The 18,506-nt window shown below is 28.7% G+C and carries 17 protein-coding genes; 9 read left to right on the forward strand and 8 right to left on the reverse strand.

The window, feature by feature from the left end; translation table 11 throughout:
• Nucleotides 1-16: 16 nt before the first annotated feature.
• Nucleotides 17-1,516 carry a TrkH family potassium uptake protein gene (locus KO506_RS00405; RefSeq protein ID WP_215992950.1) on the reverse strand — a complete coding sequence of 500 codons (1,500 nt, stop codon included), beginning with the start codon at nt 1,514-1,516 and terminating at the stop codon, nt 17-19.
• A gap of 4 nt (nt 1,517-1,520) precedes the next feature.
• Complete coding sequence (gene trkA, locus KO506_RS00410; protein ID WP_215992951.1) at nt 1,521-2,867, reverse strand: Trk system potassium transporter TrkA; 1,347 nt, start codon at nt 2,865-2,867, stop codon at nt 1,521-1,523.
• A gap of 169 nt (nt 2,868-3,036) precedes the next feature.
• On the opposite strand from trkA, the gene KO506_RS00415 reads away from it, so the two are divergent.
• The 4 genes from KO506_RS00415 to KO506_RS00430 are packed head-to-tail and all read left to right on the forward strand — an operon-like array spanning nt 3,037 to nt 8,204.
• Entirely contained in the window at nt 3,037-5,283 is a 2,247-nt protein-coding gene (locus KO506_RS00415; protein ID WP_303435690.1) for a tetratricopeptide repeat protein, read from the forward strand.
• A 38-nt stretch (nt 5,284-5,321) separates the two neighbouring features.
• A complete protein-coding gene (radC, locus tag KO506_RS00420; protein WP_215992952.1) occupies nt 5,322-6,008 on the forward strand; it encodes a RadC family protein in 687 nt (228 codons plus the stop codon).
• Between the two features lie 39 nt (nt 6,009-6,047).
• A complete protein-coding gene (locus KO506_RS00425) occupies nt 6,048-7,352 on the forward strand; it encodes a polysaccharide deacetylase family protein (RefSeq protein ID WP_215992953.1) in 1,305 nt (434 codons plus the stop codon).
• Entirely contained in the window at nt 7,353-8,204 is an 852-nt protein-coding gene (locus KO506_RS00430; protein ID WP_215992954.1) for a hypothetical protein, read from the forward strand.
• Here KO506_RS00430 and KO506_RS00435 read toward each other — a convergent pair.
• Nucleotides 8,174-9,439 (reverse strand): polysaccharide biosynthesis C-terminal domain-containing protein, encoded by a 1,266-nt coding sequence (locus tag KO506_RS00435; protein WP_215992955.1) that lies wholly within the window; start codon nt 9,437-9,439, stop codon nt 8,174-8,176. The two genes, KO506_RS00430 and KO506_RS00435, sit on opposite strands and share 31 nt — an antisense overlap.
• A 1-nt stretch (nt 9,440) precedes the next feature.
• Complete coding sequence (locus KO506_RS00440) at nt 9,441-10,574, reverse strand: glycosyltransferase family 4 protein (protein ID WP_215992956.1); 1,134 nt, start codon at nt 10,572-10,574, stop codon at nt 9,441-9,443.
• 71 nt (nt 10,575-10,645) lie between these two features.
• Here KO506_RS00440 and KO506_RS00445 point away from each other — a divergent pair, with 71 nt between their 5' ends.
• Genes KO506_RS00445 through KO506_RS00460 form a run of 4 tightly spaced genes read left to right on the forward strand, consistent with a single transcriptional unit; the run spans nt 10,646 to nt 14,122 of the window.
• Complete coding sequence (locus tag KO506_RS00445; RefSeq protein WP_215992957.1) at nt 10,646-11,329, forward strand: YjjG family noncanonical pyrimidine nucleotidase; 684 nt, start codon at nt 10,646-10,648, stop codon at nt 11,327-11,329.
• 53 nt (nt 11,330-11,382) lie between these two features.
• Nucleotides 11,383-11,931: a hypothetical protein gene (locus tag KO506_RS00450; RefSeq protein ID WP_215992958.1), complete on the forward strand. Its 549-nt coding sequence runs from the start codon at nt 11,383-11,385 to the stop codon at nt 11,929-11,931.
• Between the two features lie 2 nt (nt 11,932-11,933).
• Nucleotides 11,934-13,307 carry a DUF5723 family protein gene (locus KO506_RS00455; RefSeq protein WP_215992959.1) on the forward strand — a complete coding sequence of 458 codons (1,374 nt, stop codon included), beginning with the start codon at nt 11,934-11,936 and terminating at the stop codon, nt 13,305-13,307.
• 2 nt (nt 13,308-13,309) lie between these two features.
• Complete coding sequence (locus KO506_RS00460; protein WP_215992960.1) at nt 13,310-14,122, forward strand: hypothetical protein; 813 nt, start codon at nt 13,310-13,312, stop codon at nt 14,120-14,122.
• On the opposite strand, the gene KO506_RS00465 is transcribed toward KO506_RS00460, so the two are convergent.
• Nucleotides 14,119-15,390: a replication-associated recombination protein A gene (locus tag KO506_RS00465; RefSeq protein WP_215992961.1), complete on the reverse strand. Its 1,272-nt coding sequence runs from the start codon at nt 15,388-15,390 to the stop codon at nt 14,119-14,121. The two genes, KO506_RS00460 and KO506_RS00465, sit on opposite strands and share 4 nt — an antisense overlap.
• Nucleotides 15,391-15,466: 76 nt before the next feature.
• Here KO506_RS00465 and KO506_RS00470 point away from each other — a divergent pair, with 76 nt between their 5' ends.
• On the forward strand, nt 15,467-16,141 hold the full coding sequence (locus KO506_RS00470; protein ID WP_215992962.1) for a rhomboid family intramembrane serine protease: 675 nt from the start codon (nt 15,467-15,469) through the stop codon (nt 16,139-16,141).
• Between the two features lie 66 nt (nt 16,142-16,207).
• Here the strand turns inward: KO506_RS00470 and KO506_RS00475 are convergent, their stop codons facing one another.
• The 3 genes from KO506_RS00475 to KO506_RS00485 all read right to left on the reverse strand — a co-directional run bounded on the left by KO506_RS00475 (nt 16,208) and on the right by KO506_RS00485 (nt 18,505).
• Nucleotides 16,208-16,846 carry a peroxiredoxin gene (locus tag KO506_RS00475; protein ID WP_215992963.1) on the reverse strand — a complete coding sequence of 213 codons (639 nt, stop codon included), beginning with the start codon at nt 16,844-16,846 and terminating at the stop codon, nt 16,208-16,210.
• A gap of 136 nt (nt 16,847-16,982) precedes the next feature.
• Complete coding sequence (rlmB, locus tag KO506_RS00480; protein WP_215992964.1) at nt 16,983-17,726, reverse strand: 23S rRNA (guanosine(2251)-2'-O)-methyltransferase RlmB; 744 nt, start codon at nt 17,724-17,726, stop codon at nt 16,983-16,985.
• 83 nt (nt 17,727-17,809) lie between these two features.
• Entirely contained in the window at nt 17,810-18,505 is a 696-nt protein-coding gene (locus KO506_RS00485; RefSeq protein ID WP_215992965.1) for a hypothetical protein, read from the reverse strand.
• Nucleotide 18,506 lies beyond the last annotated feature (1 nt).

Genomic DNA, 18,506 nt, shown 5'->3' on the forward strand with positions numbered 1-18,506 from the left:
AAAAAAGAATTAAATTTTAATTTTTCCTCCAAAAGAAAGGGGTAAATAAAATTAAAACAGTAAACAATTCTAGCCTACCAATTAGCATTAAAAAAGAGCAAAACCATTTTGCACCAGCAGATAAATGTGCAAAACTATTTACAGGGCTAACAGAACCTAATGCTGGGCCAATATTACCTAAAGAAGATGCAGCAGCACCTAAAGCAGAATAAAAATCGAGACCTAAGAATGTTAATATTACAGAAGATACTATAAATATTAACATGTAAATTATAAAAAAAGAAAGTATGTTAAAAACAATATTCTGACTTACAGATTTACCATCATACCTAACAGGAATTATCGCATTTGGATGCAAGGCTTTTTTAAATTCTAAAAAACTGTTTTTTAGCATTACAATATGTCTTACCACTTTAACTCCACCACTTGTAGAACCAGCAGAACCACCAGTAAAAAATAAAGCAAAGAAAATACCAGTTGCAAAGAAACTCCACATGGTAAAATCTGCGGTTACAAAACCAGTTGTTGTTACTACTGAAGTTACCATAAAAAGAGCGTGTCTTATGGCGCTTTCTGCTTCTCCATAAACTTTAGGATGCGCAATTGTGGTTTGTAAGTTTGGGTCTTGAAAAAAGTAAATTATAATTACAATGATTGATGATACCCCAATAATACCAAGTAAGTAATATTTAAATTCTTCACTCTGAAAAACTTTTTGAATCTTACCTTTCAAAGCAAAATAAGTTAATACAAAGTTTGTACCTGCTACCAACATAAAAAAGATGATTATATATTGTATAAAAGGTAAATTATTATAAAAAGCTACACTGTTATTTTTAGTAGAAAAACCTCCTGTACTTACTGTTGCCATTGCATGGTTTATTGCATCAAACCAGGTCATACCTGCAACTTTTAATAGAAAGAATTGCGCAAAAGTTAACAGGACATATATTAAATACAAACGTTTTGCTGTGTCTGTAATTCTTGGGTGTAATTTATCTGCAGATGGCCCAGGTGCTTCAGCTAAAAAAAGTTGCATACCACCAATGCCTAATAATGGTAAAATTGCAATTGTAAGCACGATAATTCCCATTCCTCCAATCCAATGTGTGGCAGACCTCCAGAAAAGGATTCCTTTTGGCATTGCTTCAATATCTGTTAAAATGGAAGAGCCAGTTGTAGAATAGCCAGAAATAGTTTCGAAAAATGCATCAGAAACATGTGGAATTGCACCAGATAATAAATAAGGTAACATGCCTGTAATTGATAGTATTAACCAACCTAAAGTAACAATTAAATACCCTTCTTTTTTTTGAATATTCGTGTTTTTTGGCTTGTTAAGGAAAAATAATAAAAGTCCTATAAACATGGTAATAACAGCTGCATTTAGAATTCCCCAAGCTGCATCTTCATCAGAAAAAAAACTAAAAGGAAAAGCAATAAACATAAAAAAACCGTTTAATATGGCTGTTACGCCTAAAAAACGATAGATTACTTTTAAGTTTAAATTTCCCATTTTCTTATTTAAATAAACGCTCTACAGCTGTTATTGCTTCTGGTAAACAGAAAACAATTACTTTATCTTCATTTTGAATTTGCATATCACCATAAGGCATTAAAGCCTCACCATTTCTAATTACTCCACCAAAAACAGCTTCTCTAGGAAAACGTAAATCTCTAATTGGTTTTTCTGTAACTTTTGCTTTTGGTTGTACTTCAAACTCAAAAACTTCTGCATCAATATTGTGTAAATTTGCTAACTCTAAAATTTCACCTTTTCTAATATGTTTAAAAATATTACTGGCTGCAATTAGTTTTTTGTTGATGAGTGACTGAATACCAATTGTCTGAGAAATATCAATATAATCCATATTTTCTACTAAAGCAATTGTCTTTTTTACACCTTTAGATTTGGCTACCAAACAAGACATTATATTGGTCTCAGAATTACCTGTTACAGCAATAAATGCATCAGTTTCTCTTATGTTTTCTTCTTCAAGTAACTCTAAATCTCTACCATCACCATTTATAACTAGTGTGTTGCATAGCGTTTCTGCCAAAGATTCTGCTTTTTCTCTATTTTTTTCAATAAGTTTAACCTTAAAATTATCTTCACAAAGATTTCTTGCTGTTTTTTCGCCAATACTACTACCACCTAAAATCATAACGTTTTTAATCTGGAATTGAGTTTTACCAATTATAGGATATAAATCTGTCATACTATAATTTGGTACAGAAAAATATACTTGATCATCTATTTGATAAACAGTATCTCCTCTTGGTATTATAGTTTGCGAAACGTTTTCTCTTTTAATGGCAATTGTCGTAAAATCTACGCTAGAAAATTTCTGATTACCTTCTTTAACAGATAAATCTACCAATGGCGATTTATAATCTAAAGTGGTACCTAAAACGTTAATCAATCCACTTTCAAACTCTACAGTATCATTAAACGAAGATTGATTTAGCAGCATTTTAATTTCGTTAGCAGCTAATTCTTGAGGAGAAATCATAAAGTCTAATCCGAATTTAGAAAAATCGACCTCACATTCATTTAAAAACTCAGGGTTATCTATTCTAGCAATGGTTTTTTTTACTCCCAAAGATTTACCAATAACAGAAATTGTAAAGTTGGTGTTTTGGCTATCTGTTACAGCAATTAACAAATCTGCAGAAGCAATACCAACTTCTTTTAATAATTTTATAGAAGTTGCATCACCTTTTTTGGTAATAACATCTAAATGATTATTAAGGTAATCTAACTTATCACCATCAAAATCGATAATGTAAGTGTCTTGAGACTCGTAAGAAAGAAGCTTGGCCAAGTGAAATCCAACATCTCCAGCACCAGCTATAATAATCTTCATATAAAATAAATAGAATATAGTATGCAAAGATATGAAGAGTTTTATTGGAAATACAAATTAATAGAATTTTTCAGTTGAGTAACAATTAAATATTATATGATAATTATCTTCTTTTTTTTTAAATAGAAGTTTTAACTTTACTTTATAATTAATCTTAACACGCAAATTTGTGAACACAAAACAGCAGAGTTTATCCGTTATTTTTGCCAGTATAATTTTAGTTTTGTTGTTTTATTCTTGTCAGAAAAAAGAAGACTACAAAGAGGTTAATACAAAAAAAAGCGTATTTCTAACAGGTGAAGTTATTCCAGATAGCCACTTTTTAGGTGATCAAAAATGTAAAGAATGTCATCAAAATGAATTTAAAAAATGGAAAGGTTCTCATCATGATAAAGCAATGCAAATTGCAGATAGTGCTACTGTTTTAGCAAATTTTAATAATAAAAAATTTACAAGCCAAGGTGTAACTTCTCACTTTTTTAAAAAAGGAAAAGATTTTTATGTAAACACAGATGGGCCTGATGGTAAAAACCATGATTACAAAATTATTTATGTCTTTGGAATAACACCTTTACAACAATACATTGTTCAATTTCCTGATGGACATTATCAATGTTTAAGAACAGCTTGGGATTCTGTTAAAAATAAATGGTTCGATTTATATCCAGACTTTAAAGTAGTGCATTCAGAATGGTTGCATTGGTCTAGAGGAGGTTTAAATTGGAACAACATGTGTTCAGATTGCCATTCTACAAATGTTCGTAAAAATTACGATGTAAAAACACACAGTTATAATACCAAATTTGCAATTATAAATGTGAATTGCGAAGCTTGTCATGGGCCAGGAAAACAACATGTTACAGATGTTGATAAAATGGGAGAGAACTATGTTTCTAATGGGAGTTTTCAAATGACTTCTGAAACAGAACCTAAAGAATTGGTAGATAAGTGTGCACGTTGCCACATGAGAAGAGAGCAATATTCTGAAACTTTTAATTTTGAAGGAACTATGTTAGATCATTATTACCCTCAATTATTAGAAGAAAGATTATATCAAGCAGATGGGCAGATTTTAGATGAAGTTTATGTTTATGGTTCATTTACACAAAGTAAAATGTATCAAAATGATGTTACTTGTACCAATTGTCATGATGCGCATACATTAAAACTAAAGTTTGATGGAAATAAATTGTGTGCACAATGTCATGTTCCAGAAACTTATGATACTCCAAAACATCATGCTCATCCTTTAAATACTGAATCTTCAAAGTGTGTAAGTTGTCATATGCCAGGACGTGTTTATATGGGGAATGATTTTAGACCAGATCATAGTTTTAGAGTACCAAGGCCAGATTTAAGTGTAAAATATGGAACGCCAAATGCATGTTCTGGTTGTCATAAAGACAAAGATGATGTTTGGGCAGCAGCAAGTTTTACAAAGTTATATGGAGCTGTAGATTCTGTACATTATTCAGAAAAATTAGCACCAGGTATTACAATGCAACCAAATGCTCATTTAGGTTTAATTGAGTTGATGAACGAAAAACATCAACCAGAAATTGTAAGAGCATCAGCAGTAAAAGCATTATCTAATTATGATGTAGATAGTTTTATTGATGAGTTTACGAAACTTTTAAAAGATGAATCTGCCATTGTTAGAGGCGCAAGTGTAGATGTTTTAAATTTGATAAACAACACAGATTATACAGCTTATTTTTTACCGCTTTTAGAAGATCCAAAAAGAAGTGTTAGAATTAAAGCATTCTTTGGTTTAGGTACTTTAGATGCTTCATCAATTCCTAAAGTCTATCAAGAAAGTTATCAAAAAGTAAAAAATGAATTTTGGACCCATATTAACACCAATTCAGATTTTGTAGGTACAAGAATGAAGAAAGGAGATTATTTAATTAAACAAGGCAAACTTTTCGAAGCAATAAAAAGTTACGAAAGTGCACTTGATATTGATGATATTAATAATCAAATTAGAGTAAATTTAGCAACTTTATATTATAATACTCAACAGTTTGATAAAGCTGAAACCACTTATAAAGAGATTATTAAATTTCAACCAGATTATGGACCTGTTTATTATTCTTTATCACTTTTATATGCTGAGCTTAATAGAGTGGATGGAGCTATTGAGCAATTAAAGAAAGCCCAAAAGTTAATGCCAGAAAATATAAGAGTCTATTATAATTTAGGATTGTTATATGATAAAAAGCAAGATTTTAAACAAGCAGAAAAAACAATAATTACAGGTTTAAAGGTAGATAATACTAACGAAAGTTTGTTGTACGTTTTAGCTTATATTTATGGAAAATCCAATCAAAAAGAAAAAGCAAAAAACATTGTAAAAAAGTTAATTGATTTATACCCAAATAACCAACAATACAGAGTTTTTTTAAGTCAGTTATAGTTTCTTTTCGTTTTTTGTACTTTTATAAAAAACTGTTTATGGAAAAGTTAACGATTAAATCTTGGGCTTTAGATGATAGACCTCGCGAAAAATTATTGGCAAAAGGTAAAAATGTTTTGTCTGATGCAGAACTAATAGCTATTTTAATTGGTTCTGGAAATAGAAACGAAAGTGCTGTGGCTTTGTCTAAAAGAATTTTACAATCTGTAGAAGGTAATATTAATGCATTGGCTAAACTATCCGTAGAAAAACTTACTAAATTTAAAGGTATAGGAGAAGCCAAAGCTATTGCAATAATTACAGCTTTAGAATTGGGTAAAAGAAGGCAATTAGAAGTAGCTTTAGAGAAACCTAAAATTACCAGTAGTAAAGATGTTTTTAATGTAATGCAACCAATAATTGGCGATTTAGATCACGAAGAATTTTGGGTTTTATTTTTAAGTAATTCAAATAAAGTTATTGCAAAATCTCAAGTAAGTAAAGGTGGTTTAACAGCTACAATTGTAGATGTTAGATTGTTGTTTAAGAGAGCTTTAGAGTTAGCTTGTGTAGGTTTAATTGCTTGCCATAATCATCCTTCAGGAAAATTAGTGCCTAGTAATGCAGATAAAAATATTACTCAAAAAATAAAAGAAGCAGGTACTATTTTAGATATAAAATTGTTAGATCATTTAATAATTACTCAAAAAGCGTATTTTAGCTTTGCAGATGAAGGGATTTTGTAAAAAATAGAAATTCGTAAATCAAAAATTGTAATTCGTTTAATGATATTAGTTTATACACATAAAATTACACCTAGAGTTCGCTATATTTTTAAGCATATTCTTACAAGAACTTTATTAATTTCTGTAGACTTTACCAATAAAGTAGAAGAATTTGTTGCACATAATGGACCTAAATTATCATATACAAAAACACCTTTAGGAACTGAGTTTTTTATAAAAAGTAATGAGCTGTTATTTGAACAGGGTTTAAATGATGTTGAAATAATGATGAATAAATGGGAAGATGTACCTTGCTTTTTTGCAACAAATTCAAAATCATCTATTCCTTTTGATATTTTTGCGGCTAGTTTTTACTTAATTACACGTTATGAGGAATATTTGCCACATGTAAAAGATATTCACGGACGTTTCACAGCAGAACAGAGTTTAGCCTTTAAAAAAGGTTTTTTAGAAAAACCAGTTGTAGATATTTGGGCATTTAAATTTCTAGAATTATTAAAAGAAAAGTTTCCTGATTACGACTATGAAAAGCGGACTTATAATTTTATTTCTACTATAGATATAGATAATGCTTTTGCCTATAAACACAAAAGTTTAGTTAGAAGTGTAGGTGGTTTTTTTAACGATTTATTTCATTTTAAATTGTTGAATGTTTGGACACGTTTTGTGGTTACTTTTAATATAAAAAATGATCCTTTTAATACGTTTGCTAAACTGCTTAGGTTTAAAAAAGATTATAATGTAAAGACAATATTCTTTTTCCTAATAGGCGATTATACTACTTTAGATACCAATGTTTCTGCATCAAAAGAAAAATACAGACTGCTTATTAAAGAAATGGTAGATTACGCAAAAGTTGGTTTGCATCCTTCTTACTTTTCTATGCAAAATTTTGCAATGCTAAAGAAAGAAAAAGAAAGGTTAGAGGGTATAACAAATACACCTGTAAAAAGCTCTAGACAACATTATTTACGTTTTAGTTTGCCAGAAACCTACCAACATTTAATAGATTTAGAAATAGAAGAAGATTATTCTATGGGGTATGCAAGTAACGTAGGTTTTAGAGCAAGTACATGTACACCTTTTTATTTTTACGATTTAGATTTCGAGATTCAAACTCCTTTAAAAATCTATCCTTTTGCAGTTATGGATACAACTTTAAACGATTATATGAAGCTTACTCCAAAACAATCTTTAGGTAGAATTAGAGATTTAAAAAATGAAGTAAAAGCGGTAAACGGAACTTTTATCACCTTGTTTCATAACGAAAGTTTAAGCGATTATTTACGCTGGAAAGGTTGGAAACGTTTATATGAATCTATGCTTAAAATAGCTACTTCTTAAATGATTGAATACATTAAAAGAAAGGATTTAGAAGATGCTAAGTATAATGCTTGTATAAAAAATTCAATACAAAGTAGAATCTACGCTTTTTCGTGGTATTTAGATATTGTTGCAGACAATTGGGATGTTTTAGTGCTGGATGATTATGATGCTGTAATGCCAATTATTTGGAGCCAGAAATATTTGATAAAATATATTGCACAACCACCATTTTGTCAGCAATTGGGTGTTTTTTCTTTAGATGAAATATCCGAAGAAATTCAACAAAATTTTATTGCTAAAATTCCTTTAAAATATTTAAAAGTTCAGCTAGTTTTTAATAGCAAAAACCTAATTATAAAAAAGAATTTACGAGTAAATTACGTTTTAGATTTATCAAATGAATATTCAGAAGTAAAAAAACAATTTTCTAAAGGTAGAAAACACGCCATAAAAGTTGCAGAAAAGAACTGCTTAACTATAAAGGATGTAAACATAAGCAGTTTAATAGAAATACAGAAACAACATTACAATTACATTATTTCTGAAACTAAATTTAAGAATTTGGCTATAGCTCTTATCAACAAAAATAAAGGTCAAGTTTTAGGTGTTTTTAAAGATGATGTTTTAATTGGTGGAGGTTTTTTTATAAAATCTAAAAGTAGAATTATCTATTTGTATTCTTCTTTTAATGCTGATGGTAGAAAATACCAAGCTGCAAGTTTTTTGATTAATTATGTTATTCAGAAAAATATAAAAAGCAATTTTTATCTAGATTTTGAAGGTGGTAATTTACCAAATATTGGTAAATTTTATAGAAGTTTTGGGGCAGAACAAGAAGATTATTCCTTTTTAGAAAGAACTTTGTTGTAATTTATTTGAAATAAAATTGCAGATAAAATTCCTGTAAACCACATTAAAACAGCAGAGGTAATTGCGGCTCCTGTAATACCATACTCAGGTATTAGATAATAATTTGTAATTACATTAATAATTATTGCAATGCTAGAAATGTAGTAATTTATATGTGCTTTACCTATGGAGGAAAGTAAGTTGCCAAACAAACCTCTAAAAATAAAAATACCTGTAATACCTAACATCAAAATTATAAAAGGTTCTGTATAATTGATAAAATTAGCATCTAGTAAACTTAAAATTTCGGCAGCAAAAAAATAGCAAACTAAAAGTGCACACACACTTACAACAGAGAAGAAAAGCATGTAACTTTTAATATAATTTAATATGTATTTTTTATCAAATATTTTTTCTGTGAAGGCAACAAAATCCGTAGAAATAAAAACTCTTGGTAAAAATAATAAGCTAAAAGGTATTATAGAAATGTATCTGTAATTGGTTATCATTTCTTTATCATCTAATAAATAACCAATTAAAATAATATCAATTACAAAAAGTAGTTGTGTAACAACGTTAGATAAACTTGCAAAAAAACCATATTTCCAGAAAGAAAAATTAGTGATGGCTAACTTAATTTCTGAGTTAAAATTAATATTTAATTTTTTTATAAATAAGATTGATGTTAAAAGAGGAGTAATTAAAAGTGCAATTGCATAACCTGTACCTTTAAAAAAATAACTCAACCCCAAAACACTTATTAATAAAATAATACTATTGGTAAATTCTGTATAAGCAAAAGATTTATTGTTGTGTTTTAACCTAAATTGGGCTCTAATAATTTCGAAAATAAAAGAAGGTAAAATTATAAAAGACAAAATAATTACATAAAATTGTGTGTTTTCAAATTTAAAAGTGATAAAAAAACTACTAATAATTATAAGTGCTATTATAGCTAAAGAAGCCCATAAACCTTTTTTAAATACATAGATGAACAAACTATTTTTTTCGTCATCATTTTTTAGCAAAGCACCATATCTTATTAAACTTTGGTGTAATCCAAAACCACTAATAGGAATTATAAAAACCACAATATTATAAGCAAAAAGTACAACCCCTAATTCGTCATTAGAAATTAGTTTTAAAGCTAACCAAGAAGCAAGAAAAGAAAACAATCTTGCAATTATAGTTGCAGAAAAAACATAGCTGCCAGATCTACTTAAAAAATTTAATATGTAGTTTTTTAATAATTTCAACTTAGCTGTTTATAGATTTAAAATATAATTCAGAAAATTGTTTAGCAATAACATCTTTGCTAAATTTTAGTTTGATAAAATTATGCATTTCATTTATATCTAAATCAGCAAAAATGGTTTTATGATTTAAAATGGAGCTTAAGAGAGCGTCTTCATCTTTAATATTAATAACTTTACAGAAATTTTCATTTTTAAAACTAGTAGAAATACCTGTATTTGTTGCAATAACAGGCGTTCCACAAGAAATAGCTTCTGGTATTACAATACCAAAAGTTTCGTAATTACTAAAAGAAACACAAACAGTTGCTTGTTGTAAATCGTTTACAATTTCATGATGGTTTTTATGTGCAGCAAAAGATATTTTAGCATTTTTAATGTTTAAACTTTGTAAGAATTCTTGGTATTCTAAACCATTATTTCCAATAAAATTCCATTCAAAATAATCTATTTTATTACTTAAACGTGCTGCAACACGTAACATTCCTTTTATGTTTTTGTGTTCATTTTTAAGTGATGATATATGGATTATTCTTAAAATTGAATCTTCTTTTTTTTGAGGGATAAATAATGTTGAGTTCACCACATTTGCAACCACTTTGTAATTACCTTTAAGGTCTAAATCTTGTAAGTTTTTGGCCAAATAATTACTTACAGCACAAATAGCTACTGCATTTTTTGTAATAATTTTAGAAATTGATTTCTCTAAAAAATTAATTGATTTTTCTGCTTTTTTTAAATAGCCTGTCCAATGTTCAGAAATTATATAGGGTGTTTTTTTAAACCATTTTAAATAGAGGCTGAAAATTCCGAAAGGAAAAATTTCATTTAAATGAACAACATCAAAAGGTTTAATTTTATTTAAAAGCAAACGAAAAGCATTAAAAAACAAGATTGCTTTTTTTAATGGATTTTTAGAAAACTTAGTATAAGCTATAAAAGTTTCAACACCATTAATTGTGTTTTCGGTAATTATAATGTTTTTAGTCGCTTTTTTATCAGAAATTATATGAACAACAGTAACATTATGTTCTAAAAATACAGTTTCTGCATGTCTTTGGATAAAATCTCCATTTGTAGCAGAAATTTTTGAAGGATACCATCCACATAAAAATAAAACTGATAATCGCTTTTTCAAAAAATATTATTTATAACAAATATAACAACTTAAACAATTTTCATAAGCATAAAAATTTTACATTTATTGCTATGAAAATACAGCACATCTTTTTCGATTTAGATCATACCCTTTGGGATTTTGAAAAAAACTCAGCTTTGGCACTACAAAAAGTATTCGACAAGCAAAATATAAACTTAAGCTTAGATAAATTTTTAGAAGTTTATAAGCCAATAAATTTAGAGTTTTGGCGACTGTTTAGAAATGAGGAAGTAACCAAAAGTGAGTTAAGATATGGCAGACTCAAAAACACTTTTGATGCTTTAAATTATACTATTTCAGACGATTTGATAGATACAATAGCCATAGAATATATAGAGTTTTTACCTCATTTTAATTTTTTGTTTGATGGCACTTTCGAAATTTTAGATTATTTAAAAGCCAAATATAAACTGCATATTATTACCAATGGTTTTGAAGAGGTACAGCTTCTAAAGATGAAAAGTTCAAATATTATAGATTATTTTGATGTAATTGTTACCTCTGAATCTGTGGGAGTTAAAAAGCCAAATCCTAAGGTTTTTACTCATTCTTTAGAACTTGCAAATGCAAAAAAAGAAAACTCTATAATGATTGGTGATAGTATAGAAGCAGATGTTTTAGGTGCAATAAATGTAGGTATGCAAGCCATTCATTGTAATTTTGATTCTAAAGTTATAAACGCTAAAAACTTTAAAAGTGTTACCAATTTATTAGAAATAAAACAATATCTTTAGCTTTAAGTTCGTTTTGTTTTAAACACAACATTTAGAAATTTCCCCTAAAATTTATGAGATTCTCCAAATTAATATACTTTATATTAAGTTTTTTTGTCTTTACTTCTTGTGCAGAAAGTCTAGATTTTAATCAGTTAGATGATTATGTAGTTAAACCTGTTTTAACATCTTCCTTAACCTATTTTAAAGTTTCACCTATACAATTTTTTGATGAAAATGGAGTGCAACAAAATAGCAGAGAAGATATTACAGATTTTATTGTTTTTGAAAACTCTTTCTTTAGGAAGAATGTAGTTAAAATGGTTTTTAATGCAGAATTTAAAAATGAGTTTGATAGAGATGCAATGATACAAGTAGATTTTTTGGATGCTAATAATATCGCAATTTACTCATTTGCACCAATAATTGTAGAAAGTGGAGATGTAGATCCTCCACCTTACGAAGAAGATATTGTTATTGCGACCAATCCAAATATTTTAAGTGCTACAAAAGTACGGTTTAGAGCTTTTTTAGAAGATACAGGTACTCAAATGAATCCTTTAGATACAAGTGAGTTTGAGTTTAAATCTTCTGTAACCTTATTTGTAGAATCAGATTTTTAAAGATGAAAAAACTTTTATTTTTTTTACTGATTTTATGTATTCATAAAACTGTAGCTCAAAACAAACAAGTCTTGTACAATTTTGCAGAGTTGCCACAAACTCAACTATTAAATCCTGCAGCAGAAACCAATTATAAATATTATGTAGGTATTCCATTATTATCTGGTTTTTCTACAGATATTGGGTCTACAGGTTTAGTTTTAACAGACCTATTTGCAAGAGATAATATTAATATAAATGATAAAATTGCATCAGCCTTTAATAAATTAACGACACAAGATTTTGTAAAAATAAACACACAACTAGAAGTTTTTAGTGGTGGTTATCGTTTAAATGATAAAATAAATTTAAGCTTTGGTTTTTATGAAGAGGTTGATGGTATTGGGTATTATGCTAAAGATGTATACGATTTATATAGCCAAGGTAATAGTGCTCATTTGAATAGAAGTTTTAGTGTATCTCAAATTCAATACAAATTAGATGTTTTGGGAGTTTTACATTTTGGAATATCAAAAAAAGTAGATGAAAAATTAACCATTGGTGGTCGATTTAAAATTTACTCAGCCTCATTAAATTTAGAATCTAATAACAATGCAGGTACTTTTACTACAGTAGAGGGTGCAAATAATTTATATACCCATTACTTTAATAGCATAAATGCTACCTTCAGAACTTCTGGACTTGTAAATGCAGAAACAGATAGGTATAATAAAGATATAGATGAATACGTTAAAAATACTTTTTTGGCAGGTAATTTAGGTCTAGGTTTTGATGCTGGTTTTACATACAAAGTATCCCCTCAATTAGAGTTTTCTGGTAGTATTTTAGATCTTGGGTTTGTTTCTTATTCTAAAAATGTTAAAACAACTAATGTAGAAGGCGATTTTGTTTTTGAAGGTGTTAATTTTCTTTTTGGTGATGATAACGTAAATTATTGGGGAGAAATTGATGAACGTTTTAATGAAGAATTACCAAGAACAGATAATCAAGATACTTATATTTCCTGGAGACCCACTAAATTAAATGCTGCTGTAAAATATAGTTTTGGACAGAGAAGAAGTAAAGTATGTTATGATAATCGTTACAAAGATTTTTATACAGATGCAATTGGTGTACAACTTTTTAGTGTCTTTAGACCTCTAAGACCACAGTTGGCGCTAACAGCATTTTATGAAAAATCATTGTCTAATAAAATACACACTAAATTTACATATACTGTAGATGATATTTCATATGCTAACCTTGGAGCAGGACTTTCTATGCAATTAGGTAAAGTTAATTTTTATGGCATGTTCGATAATATTTTATCTTACAAAAACCTCTCATCATCAAATAGTGTATCTTTACAACTAGGTATAAATTTAATATTTAATTAAAAATGATAAAAAAAATAAGCTTTACTATTCTTTTATTTATAAGTATTTCTATTTATAGTCAAGAATATAATTTTGATCAATATCAATACATTATTGTTCATGAAAAGTTCGAAGGTTTAAAAGAAGTAGATGAATATCAAACCAGTTCATTAACTAAGTTTTTGTTAAAGAAAAAAGGATTCAAAGTTTTTTTAAGTAATGAATCTATTCCTACAGAAGTTAGTCAAAATAGATGTTTGGCATTGTTTGCAACAGTAAAAGACGAGTCTAATATGCTTTCTACCAAAAGTTATATAGAAATTAAAGATTGCACAAACAAAGTGGTTTATAAATCTCAAGTTGGTAGAAGTAAGTTAAAAGATTTCAAAAAAAGTCATCAAGATGCCATAAGAAAGGCTTATGAATCTATGGAAGATTTTGAATATACTTATAATCCAAATTCAGTTTTAACACCTAAAGTAATTCAACCAGCTCATCATCCTGTAAAAGAAGTATCAAAACCAGTAACAGTTGTGCCTAAAGTTGTAAAAAAACCGAAAGAAGAAAAAATAATTAAAGTTGATAAACCAACAAAAGCAGAAATTGTAAAAACTGCTAAACCAGCACCAGTTTTATACGCTCAGCCAAAAAATAACGGATTTCAATTGGTTAATTTGAAACCAGAAGTTGTTTTTATCATCTTAAAAACCAATAATAGTGATGTTTTTATCATTAAAGGGAAAGATGGTACACTTACTAAAAAAGGTGATAATTGGGTTGCAGAATATTATAAAAATGATCAATTAGTAAAAGAAGAATACCTGGTTAAATTCTAATAATTATATTTCGTTTTCCATCTATTTTTTAAAGTTTCTCTAAATTGATTTTCTCTAGAATTGTTACCTGGTTCGTAAATTTTTGTTCCAGAAATTTCATCAGGTAAAAATTCTTGAGCTACAAAGTTATTAGGATAATCGTGCGAATATTTATAGTTTTTGCCATAATCTAAATCCTTCATCAATTTTGTAGGCGCATTTCTTAAATGTAAAGGAATAGATAAATCACCTGTATTTTTAACCAAATTTAAAGCATTATCTATAGCAAGATAAGAAGCATTGCTTTTTGGTGAGTTTGCCAAATACACAGCACACTGACTCAAAATTATTCTAGATTCTGGATTACCAATAACAGAAACAGCCTGAAAGGTATTTGTCGCTAAAATTAAAGCTGTTGGGTTGGCATTACCAATATCTTCGGATGCAGAAATTAATAACCTTCTTGCAATAAATTTTACATCTTCACCACCCTCAATCATCCTTGCTAACCAATATACAGCTCCATTTGGGTCACTACCACGTATCGATTTTATAAATGCAGAAATAATATCATAATGTTGTTCTCCAGTTTTGTCGTAACGAACTGTATTTTTCTGTATTTTTTCTAAAACCAGTTTGTTGGTAATTTCAATTTCATCATCACTAGAAACTAACAATTCGAAAATATTTAGAAGTTTTCGAGCATCTCCACTAGAAACTTGTAAAAGTGCATCTGTTTCTAAAAGTGTAATTTTTTTGGTTGATAAAATTTCGTCTTTTTCCATTGCTCTATGTAATAAAGCAACTAAGTCATTTTTATCAAAAGAATTTAAAATGTAAACCTGACAGCGAGAAAGAAGGGCAGGAATCACCTCGAAACTCGGATTTTCTGTGGTAGCCCCAATTAAAGTAACCCAACCTTTTTCTACAGCTCCTAAAAGCGAATCTTGTTGCGATTTACTAAACCTATGAATCTCATCTATAAATAAAATAGGGTTTTTTGTAGTAAACAATCCTCCACTTTTTTTTGCTTTTTCTATTACTTCTCTTACATCTTTAACTCCAGAACTTATAGCGCTTAAAGTGTAAAAAGGTCTGTTAGATTCTTTAGCAATTATGTTTGCAAGTGTTGTTTTGCCAATTCCTGGAGGTCCCCATAAAATCAAAGACGGTATAATGCCTTGTTTAATTAAATTGGTTAAAACACCATTTTTACCTACCAAATGTTGCTGACTAATATAATCATCGAGCGTTTTAGGTCTTATTCTTTCTGCCAAAGGTTCATTCATAAAGTAAAAATAATAAAGATTTCTGACAGAATTTGCAAAATTAGTATTTGGTTAGATTATTGTTATTTTTATTTTGATGAACGAAGAGAATCAACTTAAAATATCAAAATCAATTTTTTTAGTACCAGTTGTATATGTGGTGTTTATTTGGTTTATTTATTGGGTAGAAATTCAATTTGATTTCAATTTTAATAAATTAGGTGTTTATCCTAGAACTTTAGAGGGTTTTAAAGGGGTTTTTTTAACACATTTCATCCACAGTAATACAAGTCATCTTTTTAATAATTCTATACCTCTTTTTGTGCTATTAACCAGTCTTTTTTACTTTTATAAAGATGTTGCTTTTAAGGTTTTGTTATTAGGTGGTTTTTTCTCTGGATTTTTAACTTGGTGTATTGCCAGAGAATCTTATCATATAGGCGCAAGCGGAATTGTGTATTTACTGTTTAGTTTTGTTTTTTTTAGTGGAATGATAAAAAAACACTTTAGATTGGTAGCACTTTCTTTAATTATTATTTTTCTCTACGGAAGTATGATTTGGTATGTTTTGCCAATTAAAGATGGTATGTCTTGGGAAGGACATTTATCGGGTTTTCTTGTAGGATTAGTTTTTGCTTTTTTATTTAAAAATAAAGGAATTGTTAAACAAGAACATCAATTTACAGAAACTGAGTTTGATACTATGTTTGATGAAAATGGAAATTTTGTTCCGCCAGTTTTAGATGATGAAAACGAAAAATTAGAAGAGTAGAATAGTGGTACTAAAAAAAGGACATCTTGATTGATGTCCTTTCTATTTTTATTATACTATTGCTATTTACAAATTCGGCTGAGGTGTTAACCTTAAATAAGGTTTAACTTCTTTGTGTCCTTTAGGGAACAATTCTGGAATTTGCTCATTACTTACAGCAGGAGAAATTACACAATCTTCACCGTTTTTCCAGTTTGCTGGTGTAGCAACTTTATGATAAGCTGTTAATTGTAATGAATCTATTACTCTTAATAATTCTTCGAAATTTCTACCTGTTGATGCAGGATACACAATTATCAACTTTACCTTTTTATCAGGATCAATAATAAAAACAGATCTTACAGTTAAGTTGTTATCTGCATTGGGATGAATCATATCATACAAAGTAGAAACTTTTTTATCTTCATCTGCAATAATAGGAAAATCTACTTCTGTATTTTGTGTTTCGTTAATGTCTTTGATCCAACCTTGGTGAGATGAAACACCATCTACACTTAATGCAATGGTTTTTACATTTCTTTTTTCAAATTCTGATTTATATTTGGCTACTGTACCTAATTCTGTTGTACAAACAGGAGTATAATCTGCTGGATGCGAAAATAAGATACCCCAACTATCACCTAACCATTCGTGAAAATTTATTTCTCCTAAAGAAGACTGTGTAGTAAAATTTGGTGCTGTATCACCTAATCTAATAACGCTCATATTTTTATTTTTTAAGATTAAAATCTAGTATAAAACTACAACTTATTGAATCACTTAATCAATTTTAAGCGCTAAATAGCTGTTAAAAAATTAATAAAGAAGTGTTAATGCTTAGATATAAATAGGTGTTATTAATTTATTGTAATCTTTGTCTTACAGTTTCGTACAAAAATGCACCACAGGCAACAGAAACATTTAAAGAAGCTATTTCGCCTAAAAGAGGAAGTTTAGCTTTATAATCGACCATTTTTAATATTGATGGATTTACACCTCTATGTTCAGACCCCATAATAATAGCTATAGGTTGTTTAAAGTCAATATCAAAGATAGAATCTTCTGTTTTTTCAGTAGCTGCCACAGTTTTTATTTCTGATGCTTGTAATAGAAATATAGCATCTTTTATATGATCAACTTTACATATTGGTATTTTAAAAGCGGCACCTGCAGAAGTTTTAATAGTTTCTGCGTTTACTGGTGCACTTCCATTTTTTTGAATGATAATCCCATTTACACCTGTACATTCTGCTGTTCTAATAATTGCACCAAAATTACGTACATCAGAAAGTTGATCTAACAATAAAAATAGGGGAGTACCACCTTTTTCTAAAGTAGATTCAATTAGTTTTTCTAAATCATAAAATTCTACTGGAGATATTTGAGCAACTGCACCTTGATGATTACTGTTTTTAGATAATCGATTTAATTTTTCTACAGGAACTGTACTTGTAGCAATTTTATTTTGTTTTATTAGTTTGTCTAATTCATAAAATAAGTTTCCTCTTAAGCCTTTTTGTAAATATACCTTGTTAATTGTAGATCCACTTTCTATGGCCTCTATAATTGCTCTAATACCAAATATGTTTGTAGTTTCTGTAATCATATTGCAAATGTAAGGTATTATATAATAAAAAAACCACCTCAAAAAGAGGTGGTTTATAAAAATATATATTAATATATATTTATTTATGGACAAACTACTGTAGTAGTATAAACTACACCAGCAGGAGGTATAATGCTATAAGTAAAATCACCTACACTATAAACAGTGTTTCCAGAAGCATCAAATATTGAATAAGATATTTCTTCATCATAATCTCCAGATACAAATGTAACTGTCATATCATAACCAACAGGAGCTGAAAATGATTCTAATTTATAACCTGCATCAGCTTCAGTTAAAGCCATTACAACTGGAGCTAAATCAACAGCGCCATCAAAAGTTATTTGTAACTCTGCACCATTCCAGCTATCACCCCAAGTATCGTTCATTTCTACACTCCAACTACATAGTTGTAATACATCTACATTTTGAGAAGAAACTTCAGAAGTTGATCCGTTAGCAGCCACTTCATAAACAGATACTGTTGCAACACCAATTTGGTTGTAGTTCACATTAATTTTGTGAGTAGCACCTTCAATAACCTGCATTTCTGCACCTGTTACTTCCCAAACAAAAGTAGATCCTGCTCTAGGTGTCACAGAAAATTCATCTACTTCATCCAAACTTACTAAAGTCGGTCCAGAAAAATCGAATATTTTAGCAACTATCTTGTCAGCATCAGTTCCAAAATCTTCATCATCATTACAAGCAACTAAAACAACTAAACTTAATGCTAATATTGCTAATGATTTTATATTTAAAAATTTATTAATCTTCATA

The organism is Polaribacter vadi (assembly GCF_018861005.1).
GTDB lineage: Bacteria > Bacteroidota > Bacteroidia > Flavobacteriales > Flavobacteriaceae > Polaribacter > Polaribacter vadi_A.

Bases quoted from the DNA above. Each gene is read 5' to 3' on its own strand.
- KO506_RS00460 (WP_215992960.1), top strand. From the start codon at position 13,310: ATGATAAAAAAAATAAGCTTTACTATTCTTTTATTTATAAGTATTTCT.
- KO506_RS00405 (WP_215992950.1), bottom strand. From the start codon at position 1,516: ATGGGAAATTTAAACTTAAAAGTAATCTATCGTTTTTTAGGCGTAACA.
- KO506_RS00450 (WP_215992958.1), top strand. From the start codon at position 11,383: ATGAGATTCTCCAAATTAATATACTTTATATTAAGTTTTTTTGTCTTT.
- KO506_RS00470 (WP_215992962.1), top strand. From the start codon at position 15,467: ATGAACGAAGAGAATCAACTTAAAATATCAAAATCAATTTTTTTAGTA.
- trkA (WP_215992951.1), bottom strand. From the start codon at position 2,867: ATGAAGATTATTATAGCTGGTGCTGGAGATGTTGGATTTCACTTGGCC.
- KO506_RS00425 (WP_215992953.1), top strand. From the start codon at position 6,048: ATGATATTAGTTTATACACATAAAATTACACCTAGAGTTCGCTATATT.
- KO506_RS00485 (WP_215992965.1), bottom strand. From the start codon at position 18,505: ATGAAGATTAATAAATTTTTAAATATAAAATCATTAGCAATATTAGCA.
- radC (WP_215992952.1), top strand. From the start codon at position 5,322: ATGGAAAAGTTAACGATTAAATCTTGGGCTTTAGATGATAGACCTCGC.
- KO506_RS00445 (WP_215992957.1), top strand. From the start codon at position 10,646: ATGAAAATACAGCACATCTTTTTCGATTTAGATCATACCCTTTGGGAT.
- KO506_RS00465 (WP_215992961.1), bottom strand. From the start codon at position 15,390: ATGAATGAACCTTTGGCAGAAAGAATAAGACCTAAAACGCTCGATGAT.
- rlmB (WP_215992964.1), bottom strand. From the start codon at position 17,726: ATGATTACAGAAACTACAAACATATTTGGTATTAGAGCAATTATAGAG.
- KO506_RS00455 (WP_215992959.1), top strand. From the start codon at position 11,934: ATGAAAAAACTTTTATTTTTTTTACTGATTTTATGTATTCATAAAACT.
- KO506_RS00475 (WP_215992963.1), bottom strand. From the start codon at position 16,846: ATGAGCGTTATTAGATTAGGTGATACAGCACCAAATTTTACTACACAG.
- KO506_RS00430 (WP_215992954.1), top strand. From the start codon at position 7,353: ATGATTGAATACATTAAAAGAAAGGATTTAGAAGATGCTAAGTATAAT.